Here is a 16,953-nt window from a genome sequence, read left to right as displayed (position 1 = left end):
GTTTCCCCCGCAGCCCTCGCGGGGGAACGTCACTTTTACTGCTCGTGGCGTTTAAACACCAGTTCGTCCGGCGTGGACGTCTCTTCATCGAAGAAATAGCCTTCACGATCAAACCCGGTTAACTGCTCCGGCCTGGTCAGGCGCTGCTCAATAATGTAACGACTCATCAGGCCACGCGCTTTCTTGGCGTAGAAGCTGATCACTTTAAACTTGCCGTTTTTCTCATCCAGGAACACCGGTTTGATGATGCGCGCGTTCAGCTTCTGGGCTTTTACCGCGCGGAAATATTCATCGGATGCCAGGTTCACCACGATCTCATCGCCTTGCGCGACAAGCGCTTCATTGAGTTTGTTGGTGATGGTATCGCCCCAGAACTGATACAGATCTTTGCCTTTGGCATTCTCAAGACGGATGCCCATTTCAAGGCGGTAAGGCTGCATCAGATCGAGCGGTCGTAGCACGCCATACAGACCGGACAACATGCGCAGATGCTGCTGTGAGAAGTCAAAATCCGCCTCGCTAAATGTTTCTGCCTGCAAACCGGTATAGACATCGCCTTTAAAAGCCAGAAGCGCCTGGCGCGCGTTGTCGGGCGTGAAATCCGGCTGCCAGTCGTGAAAACGGGTGGCGTTGAGATCGGCAAGTTTGTCGCTGATGCCCATCAAGGCTTTGATTTGCGGCGCAGAGAGTTTGCGGGCGGTTTTAATCAGTTGCTGTGAATAATCCAGCAGTTCCGGCTGGGTAAAACGCGTGGTCGCCAGCGGGCTTTGGTAATCGAGTGTTTTGGCAGGTGAAATCAAAATCAGCATACTCAGTCCTTGCTGTGCGAGAAATTTCCGCTGACTTTAGCAAAAAAAGCAACGGACTTGATCGATAGTTGCGATTAGCGCGATGAAGGGGGGAGCTCATCCCACGTGCCGGGTGCCAATTGGCGCTTAATCTCCGGGTAACGCTGCGCGTTAAATACCGGTATCACGCCCAATTTCCGCTGGCGAAAGTAGTCCCGCGCCAGCAGGCTGACCACGGGCGTTAGCAGCAGGATGGCGATCAAATTGATCATTGCCATCAGCGCCATCACCACATCCGCAATGTGCCAAATCAGCGGCACGCTGAGCACCGAACCGAAAAGCACCATGACAAGGACACCGCTGCGCAGCAGCCAGACATTTCGTGGGCTATTGCGACGCAAAAAGATCAGGTTATTTTCCGCATACAAGTAATTGGCGACGATCGACGTAAAGGCAAACAGCACCACTATAAAGGCGATAAACCCTGCGCCCCAGTTGCCGGTGAGTGACACCATCGACTGCTGCATCAATTGAATTCCTACATAGACATTATTTGCCGGGGCATTTCCTGCCAGCAGCAGTACCAGCGCACTGGCGGTACAAACCAAAAAAGTATCAGTGAGTACGCCGATCATCTGCACAATACCTTGCGCGGCAGGATGCGGTGGTGATGATGCTGCCATTGCGGCGGCGTTGGGGGACGATCCCATTCCGGCTTCATTGGTTAACATGCTGCGCTGAAAACCGCTGGTCATTGCCTGGCTCAATGTGTACGCCATGGTGCCTGTCGCGGCTTCCTGCCAACCGAATGCGCTTTTAATAATCGTGGCAAATACATCCGGTAGCAGGCTGGCATGCCAGAGGCTGACGCCAAAACTCACCACAATCCAGATGAACGCGATAACCGGTACCAGCCATTGCAGCAGCCGGGCAACGTTCTTCAACCCTTTGATCATCAATAGAAAGCAACATGTTGCCAGCACCACGCCAGTGACGATACCCGGCACCTGCCATGCGTAATGTACGGCACGTGTGACCACGCTGGATTGGATGGTGTTAAACACCAGACCGTAAGTCAGCAGCAGGAAAATGGAAAACAGCACACCCATCCAGCGCATACCCAGCCCGCGCTCCATATACCACGCCGGGCCGCCGCGCAGCTGGTTTTCGCCGTCGCGCTCTTTGTAGAGTTGCGCGAGTGAACACTCAGCGAAGCTGGTTGCCATGCCGACAAGGGCGGCAATCCACATCCAGAAAATCGCGCCGGGGCCGCCGGTGGTTAAGGCAAATGCGACGCCCGCCAGATTGCCGCTACCTAAACGGGTGGCAAGTCCCAGACACAGCGCCTGCCAGGAGGAGAGCGCGTCGCGCGGTGCGGATCGGCTGCTTTTCAGACTTTGACCAAAGTCGGCAATAAAACGAAAAGGGACAAACCCGCTGCGAAAGGCGAACCAGATTCCTGCCGCCGCCAGCAGGTATACCATCAGTGAGCCCCATAAGATTTCACTGATAAATGAAAAAAATTCTGGCATTAACAACCCTCTTGTCGATGCCGGGAGAGAGACCCTGAGAAATGGCTTTCGGGATGAGCACAGCACTTCGCAGGCAATTAATCAGGAAGTTTACCATACAATCTTCGCAGCATTGTCTGCGGTTGCGCTGACAGGGCGTCGTGTTATCATCTTGGCAGACCGGTTACATCCCCCTAACAAGTATACTCGTCATACTTCTCGTTCAGGTGCGCTGGCAGCGTTTGGGCTCGATTAGCCGCAAATGCGTCATCGGTCCTTGCGTGATTTATTCAGGGTATCGTTTAAAGAGAAACATTATCATGACGGATAAATTGACCTCCCTGCGTCAGTACACAACAGTCGTGGCTGATACCGGAGATATCGCGGCAATGAAGCTCTATCAGCCGCAGGATGCTACAACCAACCCTTCTCTGATCCTTGGCGCTGCCCAAATCCCGGAATACCGTAAACTGATTGATGAAGCTGTGACCTGGGCTCGCAGCCAGAGCAGCAACCGCGCGCAGCAAGTTGTTGATGCAACTGACCGTCTGGCGGTAAACATCGGTCTGGAAATTCTCAAACTGATCCCGGGCCGTATCTCAACAGAAGTGGATGCGCGTCTCTCTTACGACACCGAAGCGTCCATCGCCAAAGCAAAACGCCTGATCAAAATGTACAACGATGCGGGCATCAGCAACGATCGTATCCTGATCAAACTGGCTTCCACCTGGCAGGGTATTCGCGCGGCTGAACAGCTGGAAAAAGAGGGCATCAACTGTAACCTGACGCTGCTGTTCTCCTTCGCGCAGGCGCGTGCGTGTGCCGAAGCGGGCGTTTACCTGATCTCCCCGTTTGTTGGCCGTATCCTCGACTGGTACAAAGCCAATACCGATAAGAAAGAGTACGCACCGACAGAAGATCCGGGTGTGGTTTCTGTGACCGAAATCTACCAGTACTACAAACAGCACGGCTATGAAACCGTGGTCATGGGCGCAAGCTTCCGTAACACAGGTGAAATCATTGAACTGGCAGGCTGCGACCGCCTGACTATCGCCCCGGCGCTGCTGAAAGAGCTGTCTGAAAGCGAAGGCGCTCTTGAGCGCAAACTGACTTACACCGGTGAAGTGAAAGCGCGTCCGGAACGCATCACGGAAGCGGAATTCCTGTGGCAGCACAACAAGGATCCGATGGCAGTAGATAAACTGGCGGACGGTATCCGCAAGTTTGCCGTTGACCAGGAAAAACTGGAAAAAATGATCGGCGATCTGCTGTAACCATCAGGCGTGGCCGGGCTCCCGGTCACGCTTCTTCTCTCCACTCTGTTTGCCTTTCCCCTCAGCGTGTATCATTCCGTAAATGGTTTTTTTGAACGGAATAATTATGGACACACTACGCATTGGTTTGGTTTCGGTTTCCGATCGCGCTTCCAGCGGCGTTTATCTGGACAAGGGCTTGCCTGCGCTGGAAGAGTGGCTGGCAACCGCATTAACGACCCCTTTTCATATCGAAACCCGATTAATCCCGGATGAGCAAAGCATCATCGAGCAGACGTTGTGCGAGCTGGTGGATGAAATGAGCTGTCATCTGGTGCTCACCACCGGCGGCACCGGGCCTGCACGCCGTGATGTGACCCCGGATGCCACGCTGGCGATTGGCGATCGTGAAATGCCGGGTTTCGGTGAACAGATGCGCCAGATCAGCCTTAATTTCGTCCCTACAGCGATCCTTTCGCGCCAGGTGGGCGTGATCCGCAAACAAGCGCTGATCCTCAATCTTCCCGGCCAGCCTAAATCGATCAAAGAGACGCTGGAAGGGGTGAAAACCGCCAGCGGCGAGGTTAAAGTACCGGGTATTTTTGCCAGTGTACCGTATTGTGTACAGCTGCTTGACGGACCTTATGTGGAAACCGATCCGCAGGTAGTAGCATCTTTTCGCCCCAAAAGTGCAAGACGCGAAACTTTATCCTGAAAGCAGCCCTTTTCTGATATAAGCAGAACCGCCTCTGGCGTGTTGATTGTTTTACGGTATAGTCATTTTTACTTTACATGTCGCGTAAAAATAAAATCTCCACGCCTCTTTACAAACGGTTCGCTATGTCAAATTGCACTCGCCCTCTGAACAGACAAGATTATAAAACGCTGACTCTCGCCGCACTGGGCGGGGCGCTGGAGTTTTATGACTTCATTATTTTCGTTTTTTTCGCTGCCGTGGTTGGTGAACTTTTCTTCCCCGCCGATATTCCCGAATGGCTGCGTCAGGTGCAAACTTTCGGCATCTTTGCCGCCGGTTATCTGGCGCGCCCGCTGGGTGGCATCGTGATGGCGCACTTTGGCGATCTGGTGGGGCGCAAAAAAATGTTCACCCTGAGCATTTTACTGATGGCGTTGCCGACGCTGGCAATGGGCCTGCTACCCACTTACGCCTCAGTGGGCATTGTCGCCCCGCTATTGCTGTTATTGATGCGCGTCCTGCAAGGTGCAGCAATTGGCGGTGAAGTCCCTGGCGCGTGGGTATTTGTCGCCGAGCACGTTCCGGCGCGGCGTATCGGCATTGCATGCGGGACACTGACGGCTGGTTTGACGGTTGGGATTTTGCTCGGTTCCGTGGTCGCAACGCTGGTGAATACCAGCATGACCCCGCAGGGAATCCACGATGGCGGCTGGCGTATTCCTTTTCTGCTGGGCGGGGTTTTTGGCCTGGTGGCGATGTATCTGCGCCGCTGGTTGCAGGAGACGCCGATTTTTCTCGAAATGCAGCAACGGAAAGCGCTGGCGCAAGAACTGCCGGTCAAATCGGTGGTGCTGAAACATAAAAAAGCCGTTGTGGTGTCGATGCTGCTAACCTGGCTACTCTCCGCAGGCATTGTGGTGGTGATCCTGATGTCGCCCGTTTGGCTGCAAAAGCAGTACGATTTCGCGCCTGCGCTAACGTTGCAGGCCAATAGTATCGCCACCGTTATGCTGTGCTTCGGTTGTCTGGCCGCCGGGCTGTTAGTGGATCGTTTTGGCGCGAGCCGCACCTTTATTGTTGGCAGCATTCTGCTCGCCTGTTCCAGTTGGTTCTTTTACCACCTGGCAGGCAGCCATCCTGAACAGCTGTTTATGCTGTATGGGCTGGTGGGGTTGTGTGTCGGCGTGGTCGGCGCGGTGCCGTACGTCATGGTGCGCGCGTTTCCGGCGGAAGTGCGCTTTACCGGCATTTCCTTCTCTTACAACGTTTCGTATGCGATTTTCGGTGGGCTGACGCCTGTTGCCGTCACCATGTTGATGGGCGTATCGCCAATGGCTCCAGCCTGGTATGTGCTGGCGTTGTCACTGATTGGTCTGGCGTTGGGGATCTGGTTGCGACAGGATATTTATCACGCCGATAAAATTGCAGAAAGTCCGCTGCAATCGTTATAAAAAAACGGAGCCTGATGGCTCCGCTTTATTCATTCATAAAGCGAACTTAGTGCGTTTCGCCGATTGGCAAAATGGTCCGCGCGAACTGTTCGTTCAACACTTCGCCCATCGCCAGATAAATGGCGCTGGCACCACACACCAGGCCAATCCAGCCCGCGATATGCACAATGCTTTCATTATCATTCAGATGACCGACTGCCAGCAGCGCAAACAGCACGGTCAGGCTCAGGAACACAAACTGCAAAGCGCGCGCGCCTTTCAGGGTGCCGAAGAACATAAACAGTGTGAAGACGCCCCAAATGCCTAAGTAAACGCCGAGGAAATGGCCGTTTGCCGCATCCGCAAGCCCCATTTTCGGAAAAAGCAGAATAGCAACCAACGTCAACCAGAAAGAACCGTAAGAAGTGAACGCGGTTAAGCCAAAGGTGTTGCCCTTTTTGTACTCAAGCAGGCCTGCGAGAATTTGCGCAATACCACCATAAAAAATGCCCATTGCCAGGATAATGCCGTCCATCGGGAATAAACCAATATTGTGCAGGTTAAGCAAAATAGTGGTCATGCCGAAGCCCATTAAGCCCAGCGGAGCCGGATTAGCCAACTTAGTGTTGCCCATAATTCCTCAAAATAATTCAATATGAAAAAGGATAAATAAAAGACCGCCTCCCTGTAGAAGTGGCGGGGCGCGGCATCATAAATAGGGCTAAATAACCTGTCTATGATCTGAACAGGTGTTAATTTAAAATATTTTTTATCCTTACCCCTTGATGAGCCGCGTTGCGACCCCATCTTGTAGTCAACCGCAGTGTGTGAGTCTGAAAAAAATCAATGCAGGGTAGTTGAAACCGCACGTTTCGCCCTTATTACAGGTTCACAACCACATGATGACGAATTTTTAGTGGAGACGTTTAGATGGGTAAAATTATTGGTATCGACCTTGGGACAACCAACTCTTGTGTAGCCATTATGGATGGAACTCAGGCACGCGTGCTTGAGAACGCTGAGGGTGACCGCACCACGCCTTCTATTATTGCTTACACACAGGATGGCGAAACTCTGGTAGGTCAGCCGGCTAAACGTCAGGCAGTGACGAACCCGCAAAACACCCTGTTTGCGATCAAACGCCTGATTGGCCGTCGCTTCCAGGACGAAGAAGTCCAGCGTGACGAATCTATCATGCCTTACAAAATCATTGCTGCCGACAACGGTGATGCATGGATTGATGTAAAAGGTACCAAAATGGCACCGCCGCAGATCTCTGCTGAAGTGCTGAAAAAAATGAAGAAAACGGCTGAAGATTACCTGGGCGAACCGGTAACTGAAGCGGTTATTACCGTACCGGCTTACTTCAACGATGCACAGCGCCAGGCAACCAAAGATGCGGGCCGTATCGCGGGTCTTGAAGTCAAACGTATTATCAACGAACCGACAGCGGCTGCGCTGGCTTACGGTCTGGATAAAGAAACCGGCAACCGCACTATCGCGGTATACGACCTGGGTGGCGGTACCTTCGATATCTCCATCATCGAAATCGATGAAGTTGATGGCGAAAAAACCTTCGAAGTGCTGGCAACCAACGGTGATACCCACCTGGGTGGTGAAGACTTCGACAGCCGTCTGATTAACTACCTGGTGGAAGAGTTTAAGAAAGATCAGGGTATCGATCTGCGTAACGATCCGCTGGCCATGCAGCGTCTGAAAGAAGCGGCAGAGAAAGCGAAAATCGAGCTCTCTTCTGCACAGCAGACCGACGTGAACCTGCCGTACATCACCGCAGACGCGACCGGTCCGAAACACATGAACATCAAAGTGACTCGCGCGAAACTGGAAAGCCTGGTAGAAGACCTGGTGAATCGTTCTATCGAGCCGCTGAAAGTTGCACTACAAGATGCGGGTCTGTCCGTTTCTGACATCAACGACGTGATTCTGGTCGGTGGCCAGACACGTATGCCGATGGTGCAGAAAAAAGTGGCTGAGTTCTTCGGCAAAGAACCGCGTAAAGACGTTAACCCGGACGAAGCCGTTGCTATCGGTGCTGCGGTTCAGGGCGGCGTGCTGACGGGTGAAGTGAAAGACGTTCTGCTGCTGGACGTTACCCCGCTGTCGCTGGGTATCGAAACCATGGGTGGCGTGATGACTGCGCTTATCAACAAAAACACCACCATCCCGACCAAGCACAGCCAGGTGTTCTCTACTGCGGAAGACAACCAGTCTGCGGTGACCATCCATGTGCTGCAAGGTGAGCGTAAACGCGCATCTGATAACAAATCGTTGGGCCAGTTCAACCTGGATGGCATCAACCCGGCTCCGCGCGGTATGCCGCAAATCGAAGTAACCTTCGATATTGACGCCGACGGTATTCTGCATGTGTCTGCAAAAGACAAGAATACCAACCGCGAGCAGAAGATCACCATCAAGGCGTCTTCTGGTCTGAACGAGGATGAAATCCAGAAAATGGTTCGCGACGCAGAAGCGAACGCGGAATCAGACCGTAAGTTCGAAGAGCTGGTGCAAACCCGTAACCAGGGTGACCATCTGCTGCACAGCACTCGTAAGCAGGTTGAAGAAGCAGGCGATAAACTGCCGGCAGAAGACAAAACCGCTATCGAGTCTGCGCTGAGCGAGCTGGAAACGGCGCTGAAAGGCGAAGACAAAGCTGAAATCGAAGCGAAAATGCAGGCCCTGGCGCAGGTTTCCCAGAAACTGCTGGAAATAGCACAGCAGCAGCACGCACAGCAGCAGGCGGGCGCTGATGCTTCTGCGAACGACGCGAAAGACGACGATGTTGTTGACGCCGAGTTCGAAGAAGTCAAAGACAAAAAATAATCGCCCTGATGCAGGGTAGATAACCAGCACGGGCGTCGGGGTTTTCTCCACGCCCGTGCTCGTATGTTAAGGGGCAGATAAACCGATGGCGAAGCAAGATTATTACGAGATTTTAGGCGTTCCGAAAACAGCGGAAGAGCGTGAAATCAAAAAGGCGTACAAACGCCTGGCCATGAAATATCACCCGGACCGCAATCAGGGCGATAAAGAGGCCGAAGGCAAATTTAAAGAGATCAAAGAAGCCTACGAAGTCCTGACCGACGCCCAAAAACGTGCGGCTTACGATCAGTACGGTCATGCAGCATTTGAGCAAGGCGGCATGGGTGGCGGCGGGTTCGGCGGCGGTGGCTTTGGTGGCGGCGCAGACTTCAGCGATATTTTCGGCGATGTGTTTGGCGATATCTTCGGCGGTGGCCGTGGTCGTCAGCGCGCGGCGCGCGGTGCGGATTTGCGCTACAACATGGAATTGACGCTGGAAGAAGCGGTTCGTGGCGTCACCAAAGAGATCCGCATTCCTACGCTGGAAGAGTGTGATGTCTGCCACGGCAGCGGTGCGAAGGCTGGCACACAGCCGCAGACCTGCCCGACCTGTCACGGTTCCGGCCAGGTTCAGATGCGCCAGGGCTTCTTTGCCGTGCAGCAGACCTGTCCGCACTGCCAGGGGCGCGGAAGTATCATCAAAGATCCGTGCAATAAATGTCACGGCCACGGTCGCGTTGAGAAATCGAAAACCCTGTCCGTTAAAATCCCGGCAGGCGTGGATACCGGCGATCGCATTCGCCTGAGTGGTGAAGGTGAAGCGGGCGAACACGGCGCACCGGCAGGCGATCTGTACGTTCAGGTGCAGGTTAAACAACACCCGATTTTCGAGCGTGAAGGCAATAACCTGTACTGTGAAGTGCCGATTAACTTTGCTATGGCGGCGCTGGGCGGTGAAATCGAAGTCCCGACGCTGGACGGTCGCGTGAAGCTGAAAGTGCCGAGCGAAACCCAGACCGGAAAACTGTTCCGTATGCGCGGTAAAGGCGTGAAATCCGTACGCGGCGGTGCGCAGGGCGACCTGCTGTGTCGTGTTGTAGTGGAAACGCCGGTCGGTCTGAACGAGAAACAGAAACAACTGCTAAAAGATCTGCAAGACAGCTTTGGTGGTCCGACGGGTGAAAACAACAGCCCGCGCTCCAAAAGCTTCTTCGACGGTGTAAAGAAGTTCTTTGATGATTTGACACGTTAAGCGCATATCACCACGCACACCCAGGCCCGGCTTTTGCCGGGCTCTTTTTTACGTTTTTCCATCCCTCGGAAAAAGAGAGTATATCCGCAATAATAATCTGATTTTAACGAAGTGTAGGCCAGCGTATGATAGCCGCCACGACGTAACAGGGATCGGGAGAACAAGATGAAGTTGTTGCAACGTTTTTTTAGCAGTGACGCCGCGGGCGGCGTTGTGCTTATTATCGCCGCTGCGCTGGCTATGCTGTGTGCCAACCTCGGCGTAACGCAGGATTTATACAATTCCTTTTTGCAAACCCCCGTTGAGCTGAAGGTCGGTTCGCTTGAGATCAAGAAAGATATGCTGCTGTGGATCAACGATGCGTTGATGGCGATATTTTTCCTGATGGTCGGCCTGGAAGTGAAATATGAACTGGTAGAAGGCACGCTTGCCAGCCGCCAGCAGGCGGTATTCCCGGTGATTGCGGCGCTTGGCGGTATGGTTGCTCCGGCACTGATCTTCCTGTTGTTTAATTTCCATAATCCGCTGGTGAGCCACGGTTGGGCGATCCCAACGGCTACCGATATCGCCTTTGCACTGGGCGTGCTGGCGCTGTTGGGTAACCGTGTACCGCCCGTATTGAAAGTGTTCCTGATGGCGCTGGCGATCATCGACGATCTGGGCGCGATTGTTATCATCGCGCTGTTTTATACCCACGATCTCTCCACGCTGGCGCTGGGCGTTGCCGCCGCGGCCATTGTCGTGCTTGCGATTATGAATGCCCTGAATGTTCGACGCATCGGCCTTTATATGCTGGTCGGCGTTGTATTGTGGACGGCGGTACTGAAATCCGGCGTGCATGCAACGCTTGCAGGTGTCGTTGTGGGGTTCTTTGTCCCGCTACGTGAGAAGAACGGCGTATCACCATTGCATCAACTGGCCGACGCGATTAACCCGTGGGTGGCATGGCTGATCCTGCCGCTCTTTGCTTTTGCTAACGCTGGTGTTTCTTTGCATGGCATGTCCTTCGCAGGTCTCGCCGATATGCTGCCTTTAGGTATTATCGCTGGCCTGGTTATCGGTAAACCGCTTGGCATTTCACTTTTCTGCTGGCTGGCGCTGCGTTTGAAACTGGCGAGGTTGCCACAAGGCGCGGTATTTAAACAAATTATGGCGGTGGGCGTGCTGTGTGGTATTGGCTTTACGATGTCTATCTTTATCTCGTCGCTGGCCTTTGGCGATGCCCATGCGGAGATGGTTGCCTGGAGTAAATTGAGTATTCTTACGGGCTCGATTATTTCCGCCGTCGCCGGTTACTGCCTGTTACGCACCCGCATCATCCGCACGTAGCAGTAAGTAAAGGGCGAAGCGCCATGTCGTATATCAATTACAACCACTTGTATTATTTCTGGCATGTCTATCGTGAAGGCTCCGTCGTTGGCGCGGCGGAGGCGCTTTACCTGACACCGCAAACCATCACCGGGCAGATCAAAGCGCTGGAAGAGCGGTTGCAGGGCAAGCTCTTTAAACGTAAGGGCAGGGGGCTGGAGCCGACAGAGCTGGGCGAACTGGTTTTTCGCTATGCGGACAAAATGTTCACCTTGAGCCAGGAGATGCTAGACATCATCAACTATCGCAAAGAGGCGAATTTGCTGTTTGATGTCGGTGTTGCCGACGCGCTCTCCAAGCGCCTGGTCAGTGGGATACTGGATGCGGCAGTGCAGCCAGGGGAGCCAATCCATCTGCGCTGTTTCGAATCGACTCATGAGCTACTGCTGGAGCAGTTAAGCCAGCACAAACTCGATATGATCATCTCCGATTGCCCCATTGATTCCGCGCAGCAGGAAGGGTTGTTTTCAGTGAAAATCGGCGAATGCAGCGTCAGTTTCTGGTGCTGTAGCCCGCCGCCGCAGAAACCGTTTCCGGCGTGCCTGGAAGAGCGTCGTTTATTAATCCCCGGTCGCCGTTCGATGCTCGGTCGTAAGCTGATGAACTGGTTTAACGTGCAAAACTTGCAGGTGGAAATTCTGGGGGAATTCGATGACGCGGCGCTGATGAAAGCGTTTGGCGCGGCGCATAACGCCATTTTCGTTGCACCGACATCCTACGCTGATGATTTTTATGCAGATGATCGCGTGGTGGAAATCGGTCGGGTGGAAAATGTGCTGGAGGAGTATCACGCGATATTTGCAGAGCGGATGATCCAGCATCCGGCGGTGCAGCGTATCTGCAACCGGGATTACTCGGCGCTGTTTGCGCTGGAGCAGAAATAAAAAAACCCGCCGAAGCGGGTTTTTTCACAAAGCCAACAACGTAGCGATTAAGCCAGTTTGTTGATCTGCGCGACCAGGTTTGCTTTATGACGCGCTGCTTTGTTTTTGTGGATCAGACCTTTAGCGGCCTGACGATCCACGATCGGTTGCATTTCGTTAAATGCATTCTGCGCAGCGGCTTTGTCGCCAGCTTCAATTGCTGCGTATACTTTCTTGATGAAAGTACGCATCATTGAGCGACGGCTAGCGTTGTGCTTGCGAGCCTTTTCAGACTGAACGGCGCGCTTCTTAGCTGATTTGATATTAGCCAAGGTCCAACTCCCAAATATGATCTTTATGGACAATTCAAAGGCCGGGGAATATGCCCTTTTAGCCTTCTTTTGTCAATGGATTTGTGCAAATAAGCGCCGTTAATATACAGCGCTCGTTACGTAGTGATGGCGCAGGATTCTAACAGCTTGCGTGCCGCGAATACAGCTTTTCCACCAGAAAAATCACTCTCAGAGGCAGATTTTCATGCAAGCGAAAGGCAGCCTGATGAAAACCCTCTCCTTTCTGGCGTGTTAAGGCAATCGTCGGTTAACGTTGCCCGTTGTACAAGGTATAATCCGACGATTTTCACTGTTTTGAGCCAGACATGAAGCTGATACGCGGCATACATAATCTCAGCCAGGCACCGCACGGGTGTGTGCTGACTATTGGTAATTTTGACGGCGTGCATCGCGGTCACCAGGCTTTGCTACAGGGGCTTGGCGCTGAAGGGCGCGCCCGTGGCTTGCCGGTGATGGTAATGATTTTTGAACCGCAGCCGCTGGAGTTGTTCGCTGGGGAAAAAGCGTCCGCGCGTCTGACCCGCCTGCGCGAAAAGCTGCGCTTGTTGGCAGGTTGCGGCATTGATTATGTGCTCTGCGTGCGCTTCGACCGCCGTTTTGCGGCCTTGACCGCACAAACGTTTGTCAGCGATCTGCTGGTCGATCGCCTCGGTGTGAAATTTCTCGCAGTCGGTGACGATTTCCGTTTTGGCGCTGGTCGCCAGGGGGATTTCTTGTTATTACAGAAGGCCGGTCAGAAATATGGCTTTGACGTCACCAGTACGCAAACCTTCTGCGAAAGTGGCGTACGCGTCAGCAGCACTGCGGTTCGCCAGGCTCTTGCGGATGACAACCTTGAGCTTGCTGAAAACTTACTGGGCCACCCGTTCAGTATCTCCGGGCGCGTTGTCCACGGCGATGAACTGGGGCGCACCATAGGTTTCCCGACGGCGAATATACCGCTGCGTCGTCTGGTCTCCCCGGTTAAAGGGGTATATGCGGTAGAAGTGGCTGGGCTGGGCGATACGCTGCTTCCCGGTGTTGCCAATATTGGCACGCGTCCAACAGTCGCTGGTGTACGTCAGCAACTGGAAGTGCATTTGCTTGACGTTGTAATGGACCTTTACGGTCGCCATATAGATGTAGTGCTGCGTAAAAAAATACGCAATGAACAGCGATTTGCCTCCCTTGATGAGCTAAAGGCGCAAATCGCCCGCGATGAGGTAGCTGCCCGCGCGTTTTTTGGGCTATCTAAACCGGCTTCTTAAGGCCTGGTGGTATTAATCAAACCGAAATACGGAACCGAGAATCTAATGAGTGACTACAAATCTACCCTGAATTTGCCGGAAACAGGGTTCCCAATGCGTGGCGATCTCGCCAAACGCGAACCGGGAATGCTGGCGCGTTGGACTGATGATGACCTGTACGGCATCATCCGTGCGGCGAAAAAAGGCAAAAAAACCTTCATTCTGCATGATGGCCCTCCATATGCGAATGGCAGCATTCATATTGGTCACTCGGTTAACAAGATTCTGAAAGACATTATTGTGAAGTCCAAAGGGCTCGCAGGGTTTGACTCGCCTTATGTTCCGGGCTGGGATTGCCACGGTCTGCCGATCGAACTGAAAGTCGAGCAGGAGTACGGCAAGCCGGGCGAAAAATTCACCGCCGCCGAGTTCCGTGCCAAATGCCGTGAATATGCTGCCACCCAGGTTGACGGGCAGCGCAAAGACTTTATCCGTCTTGGCGTACTGGGCGACTGGTCGCACCCGTATCTGACCATGGACTTCAAAACCGAAGCCAATATCATCCGCGCACTGGGTAAAATCATCGGCAACGGCCACCTGCTTAAAGGGGCTAAACCGGTGCACTGGTGCGTAGACTGCCGTTCCGCGCTGGCGGAAGCGGAAGTTGAATACTACGACAAAACCTCTCCGTCTATTGATGTGGCGTTCCACGCCGTTGATCAAGACGCGGTTAAAGCCAAATTCGGCGTCTCGTCCGTTAATGGCCCGATCTCCCTGGTTATCTGGACCACCACGCCGTGGACACTGCCTGCTAACCGCGCGATCTCCCTGTCGCCGGAAATCGAGTATGCGTTGGTGCAGGTTGAAGGCCAGGCGCTGATCCTGGCAAAAGATCTGGTCGATAGCGTCATGAAACGCGCGGGTATCACCGGCTATACGGTGCTGGGTACGGTAAATGGTGCGGAGATGGAACTGGCGCGCTTTAAACATCCGTTCCTCGATTTCGACGTACCGGCGATCCTCGGCGATCACGTGACGCTGGATGCGGGTACCGGTGCGGTGCATACGGCACCAGGTCACGGCCCGGATGACTATGTTATCGGTCAAAAATACGGTCTGGAAACGGCGAACCCGGTTGGCCCGGACGGTACGTATCTGCCGGGAACTTACCCGACGCTGGATGGCGTGAACGTCTTCAAAGCGAACGACATTGTGGTTGCGCTGCTGGCGGAAAAAGGCGCGCTGCTGCATGTTGAGAAGCTCCAGCACAGCTACCCGTGCTGCTGGCGCCACAAAACACCGATCATCTTCCGTGCCACTCCGCAGTGGTTTGTCAGCATGGATCAGAAAGGCCTGCGCGCGCAGTCGCTGCAAGAGATCAAAGGCGTGCAGTGGATCCCGGACTGGGGTCAGGCGCGTATCGAATCGATGGTCGCTAACCGTCCTGACTGGTGTATTTCGCGTCAGCGTACGTGGGGGGTGCCGATGTCGCTGTTCGTGCATAAAGATACTGAAGAGCTGCACCCGCGCACGCTGGAGCTGATGGAAGAAGTCGCCAAACGTGTCGAAGTTGATGGTATTCAGGCGTGGTGGGATCTCGATCCGCGCGACATCATGGGCGACGATGCCGACAATTATACGAAAGTGCCGGATACGCTGGACGTCTGGTTTGACTCCGGTTCAACTCACGCTTCCGTTGTGGACGTGCGCCCGGAATTCGCCGGTCACGCTGCGGATATGTATCTGGAAGGTTCGGATCAGCATCGCGGCTGGTTTATGTCCTCGCTGATGATCTCCACGGCAATGAAAGGCAAAGCGCCGTACCGTCAGGTGCTGACGCACGGTTTTACCGTTGATGGTCAGGGACGCAAAATGTCCAAATCCATCGGTAACACCGTTTCCCCGCAGGATGTAATGAACAAACTCGGCGCGGATATTCTGCGTCTGTGGGTGGCTTCTACCGATTACACCGGCGAAATGGCAGTTTCTGACGAGATCCTCAAACGTGCTGCCGACAGCTATCGTCGTATCCGTAACACCGCGCGCTTCCTGCTGGCTAACCTTAACGGTTTCGATCCGGCAAAAGACATGGTGAAACCGGAAGAGATGGTGGTGCTGGACAGGTGGGCGGTGGGCTGCGCGAAAGCGGCGCAGGACGATATCCTGAAAGCCTACGAATCCTATGACTTCCACGAAGTGGTACAGCGTCTGATGCGTTTCTGCTCCATCGAAATGGGCTCGTTCTATCTCGACATCATCAAAGACCGCCAGTACACCGCGAAAGCAGATAGCGTGGCGCGTCGTAGCTGCCAGACGGCGCTGTATCACATCTGTGAAGCGCTGGTTCGCTGGATGGCACCGATTATGTCCTTCACCGCCGATGAAATCTGGGGCTATCTGCCGGGCGATCGCGAGAAATACGTCTTCACCGGTGAGTGGTACGAAGGGCTGTTTGGTCTGGCGGAAACCGAAGCCATGAACGATGCCTTCTGGGACGAGCTGCTGAAAGTACGCGGCGAAGTGAACAAGGTTATCGAACAGGCACGCGCCGACAAGAAAGTGGGCGGCTCGCTGGAAGCGGCGGTGACGCTGTTTGCCGAACCGGAGCTGGCAGCGAAGTTGACCGCACTGGGCGACGAATTACGATTTGTCTTGTTGACCTCCGGGGCGAAAGTTGCGGATTATGCCAGCGCTTCTGCGGATGCACAGCAGAGCGAGCTGCTCAAAGGCCTGAAAGTGTCCCTGAGCAAAGCCGAAGGTGAGAAGTGCCCGCGCTGCTGGCACTACACCAACGATGTCGGCAAGGTGGCGGAACACGCAGATATCTGCGGACGCTGTGTTAGCAACGTTGCCGGCGACGGCGAAAAACGTAAGTTTGCCTGATGAGTAAACCGATCTTTTCAACAGGACTGCGCTGGCTGTGGCTGGTGGTGGTGGTGCTGATTATCGATCTGGGCAGTAAGTACCTGATCCTCCAGAACTTCGCTCTGGGGGATACGGTGTCACTGTTCCCGTCGCTTAACCTGCACTACGCGCGTAACTACGGTGCGGCATTCAGTTTCCTGGCAGACAGCGGCGGCTGGCAGCGCTGGTTCTTTGCGGGTATCGCGATTGGTATCTGCGTCGTGCTGGCGGTGTTGATGTACCGTGGCCGGGCGACACAAAAGCTGAATAACATCGCCTATGCGCTGATTATCGGCGGTGCGCTTGGCAACCTGTTCGACCGTCTGTGGCATGGCTTTGTCGTCGATATGATCGATTTTTATCTGGGCGACTGGCATTTTGCTACGTTTAACCTTGCTGATACCGCAATCTGTATCGGCGCGGCGCTGATTGTGCTGGAAGGTTTTTTGCCCTCCGCCGCAGTGAAAAAACAGGCGTAAGCCATT

Annotated in this window: 14 protein-coding genes; 10 read left to right on the top strand and 4 right to left on the bottom strand. The window is 53.9% G+C overall.

The window, feature by feature from the left end:
* Nucleotides 1-35 precede the first annotated feature (35 nt).
* Both yaaA and Q5705_13085 read right to left on the bottom strand, forming a co-directional pair.
* Nucleotides 36-809 (bottom strand): peroxide stress protein YaaA, encoded by a 774-nt coding sequence (gene yaaA, locus Q5705_13090; GenBank protein ID WLI75535.1) that lies wholly within the window; start codon nt 807-809, stop codon nt 36-38.
* A 74-nt stretch (nt 810-883) separates the two neighbouring features.
* Complete coding sequence (locus Q5705_13085; GenBank protein ID WLI75534.1) at nt 884-2,320, bottom strand: sodium:alanine symporter family protein; 1,437 nt, start codon at nt 2,318-2,320, stop codon at nt 884-886.
* Nucleotides 2,321-2,619: 299 nt separating this feature from the next.
* On the opposite strand from Q5705_13085, the gene tal reads away from it, so the two are divergent.
* The 3 genes from tal (at nt 2,620) to Q5705_13070 (ending at nt 5,700) form a co-directional block, all read left to right on the top strand.
* On the top strand, nt 2,620-3,573 hold the full coding sequence (gene tal, locus Q5705_13080) for a transaldolase (protein ID WLI75533.1): 954 nt from the start codon (nt 2,620-2,622) through the stop codon (nt 3,571-3,573).
* Between the two features lie 106 nt (nt 3,574-3,679).
* Entirely contained in the window at nt 3,680-4,267 is a 588-nt protein-coding gene (mog, locus tag Q5705_13075) for a molybdopterin adenylyltransferase (protein WLI75532.1), read from the top strand.
* A 125-nt stretch (nt 4,268-4,392) separates the two neighbouring features.
* On the top strand, nt 4,393-5,700 hold the full coding sequence (locus Q5705_13070) for an MFS transporter (GenBank protein ID WLI75531.1): 1,308 nt from the start codon (nt 4,393-4,395) through the stop codon (nt 5,698-5,700).
* Nucleotides 5,701-5,746: 46 nt separating this feature from the next.
* Here the strand turns inward: Q5705_13070 and satP are convergent, their stop codons facing one another.
* Nucleotides 5,747-6,313 carry an acetate uptake transporter gene (gene satP, locus Q5705_13065; GenBank protein ID WLI75530.1) on the bottom strand — a complete coding sequence of 189 codons (567 nt, stop codon included), beginning with the start codon at nt 6,311-6,313 and terminating at the stop codon, nt 5,747-5,749.
* A gap of 296 nt (nt 6,314-6,609) precedes the next feature.
* Here satP and dnaK point away from each other — a divergent pair, with 296 nt between their 5' ends.
* The 4 genes from dnaK (at nt 6,610) to nhaR (ending at nt 12,006) form a co-directional block, all read left to right on the top strand.
* Nucleotides 6,610-8,523 (top strand): molecular chaperone DnaK, encoded by a 1,914-nt coding sequence (gene dnaK, locus Q5705_13060; protein WLI75529.1) that lies wholly within the window; start codon nt 6,610-6,612, stop codon nt 8,521-8,523.
* An 85-nt stretch (nt 8,524-8,608) separates the two neighbouring features.
* Nucleotides 8,609-9,754, top strand: a complete 1,146-nt coding sequence (dnaJ, locus tag Q5705_13055) for a molecular chaperone DnaJ (GenBank protein WLI75528.1) — start codon at nt 8,609-8,611, stop codon at nt 9,752-9,754.
* A gap of 165 nt (nt 9,755-9,919) precedes the next feature.
* Entirely contained in the window at nt 9,920-11,083 is a 1,164-nt protein-coding gene (gene nhaA / locus Q5705_13050) for a Na+/H+ antiporter NhaA (GenBank protein WLI75527.1), read from the top strand.
* A 23-nt stretch (nt 11,084-11,106) separates the two neighbouring features.
* Nucleotides 11,107-12,006: a transcriptional activator NhaR gene (nhaR, locus tag Q5705_13045; protein ID WLI75526.1), complete on the top strand. Its 900-nt coding sequence runs from the start codon at nt 11,107-11,109 to the stop codon at nt 12,004-12,006.
* 47 nt (nt 12,007-12,053) lie between these two features.
* Here nhaR and rpsT read toward each other — a convergent pair whose 3' ends face one another.
* A complete protein-coding gene (rpsT, locus tag Q5705_13040; GenBank protein WLI75525.1) occupies nt 12,054-12,317 on the bottom strand; it encodes a 30S ribosomal protein S20 in 264 nt (87 codons plus the stop codon).
* Between the two features lie 326 nt (nt 12,318-12,643).
* Here rpsT and ribF point away from each other — a divergent pair, with 326 nt between their 5' ends.
* The 3 genes from ribF to lspA are packed head-to-tail and all read left to right on the top strand — an operon-like array spanning nt 12,644 to nt 16,947.
* Nucleotides 12,644-13,585: a bifunctional riboflavin kinase/FAD synthetase gene (ribF, locus tag Q5705_13035; GenBank protein WLI75524.1), complete on the top strand. Its 942-nt coding sequence runs from the start codon at nt 12,644-12,646 to the stop codon at nt 13,583-13,585.
* 45 nt (nt 13,586-13,630) lie between these two features.
* Complete coding sequence (gene ileS, locus Q5705_13030) at nt 13,631-16,447, top strand: isoleucine--tRNA ligase (GenBank protein WLI75523.1); 2,817 nt, start codon at nt 13,631-13,633, stop codon at nt 16,445-16,447.
* The gene (gene lspA / locus Q5705_13025) at nt 16,447-16,947 is read left to right on the top strand and encodes a signal peptidase II (GenBank protein WLI75522.1); all 501 of its coding nucleotides are present in this window, start codon (nt 16,447-16,449) and stop codon (nt 16,945-16,947) included. The genes ileS and lspA overlap by 1 nt, the downstream gene beginning before the upstream one ends.
* Nucleotides 16,948-16,953 lie beyond the last annotated feature (6 nt).

Origin of the sequence: Kosakonia sp. H02, from assembly GCA_030704225.1 — a bacterium.
Lineage (GTDB): Bacteria > Pseudomonadota > Gammaproteobacteria > Enterobacterales > Enterobacteriaceae > Kosakonia.
Note: the sequence above shows the minus strand (reverse complement) of the source record. Positions and strands in the feature narration are given on the sequence as shown.

Coding starts and splice junctions, on each gene's coding strand:
- yaaA (WLI75535.1), bottom strand. CDS start 809: ATGCTGATTTTGATTTCACCTGCCAAAACACTCGATTACCAAAGCCCG.
- lspA (WLI75522.1), top strand. CDS start 16,447: ATGAGTAAACCGATCTTTTCAACAGGACTGCGCTGGCTGTGGCTGGTG.
- tal (WLI75533.1), top strand. CDS start 2,620: ATGACGGATAAATTGACCTCCCTGCGTCAGTACACAACAGTCGTGGCT.
- mog (WLI75532.1), top strand. CDS start 3,680: ATGGACACACTACGCATTGGTTTGGTTTCGGTTTCCGATCGCGCTTCC.
- nhaA (WLI75527.1), top strand. CDS start 9,920: ATGAAGTTGTTGCAACGTTTTTTTAGCAGTGACGCCGCGGGCGGCGTT.
- satP (WLI75530.1), bottom strand. CDS start 6,313: ATGGGCAACACTAAGTTGGCTAATCCGGCTCCGCTGGGCTTAATGGGC.
- ribF (WLI75524.1), top strand. CDS start 12,644: ATGAAGCTGATACGCGGCATACATAATCTCAGCCAGGCACCGCACGGG.
- Q5705_13085 (WLI75534.1), bottom strand. CDS start 2,320: ATGCCAGAATTTTTTTCATTTATCAGTGAAATCTTATGGGGCTCACTG.
- dnaK (WLI75529.1), top strand. CDS start 6,610: ATGGGTAAAATTATTGGTATCGACCTTGGGACAACCAACTCTTGTGTA.
- ileS (WLI75523.1), top strand. CDS start 13,631: ATGAGTGACTACAAATCTACCCTGAATTTGCCGGAAACAGGGTTCCCA.
- dnaJ (WLI75528.1), top strand. CDS start 8,609: ATGGCGAAGCAAGATTATTACGAGATTTTAGGCGTTCCGAAAACAGCG.
- Q5705_13070 (WLI75531.1), top strand. CDS start 4,393: ATGTCAAATTGCACTCGCCCTCTGAACAGACAAGATTATAAAACGCTG.
- nhaR (WLI75526.1), top strand. CDS start 11,107: ATGTCGTATATCAATTACAACCACTTGTATTATTTCTGGCATGTCTAT.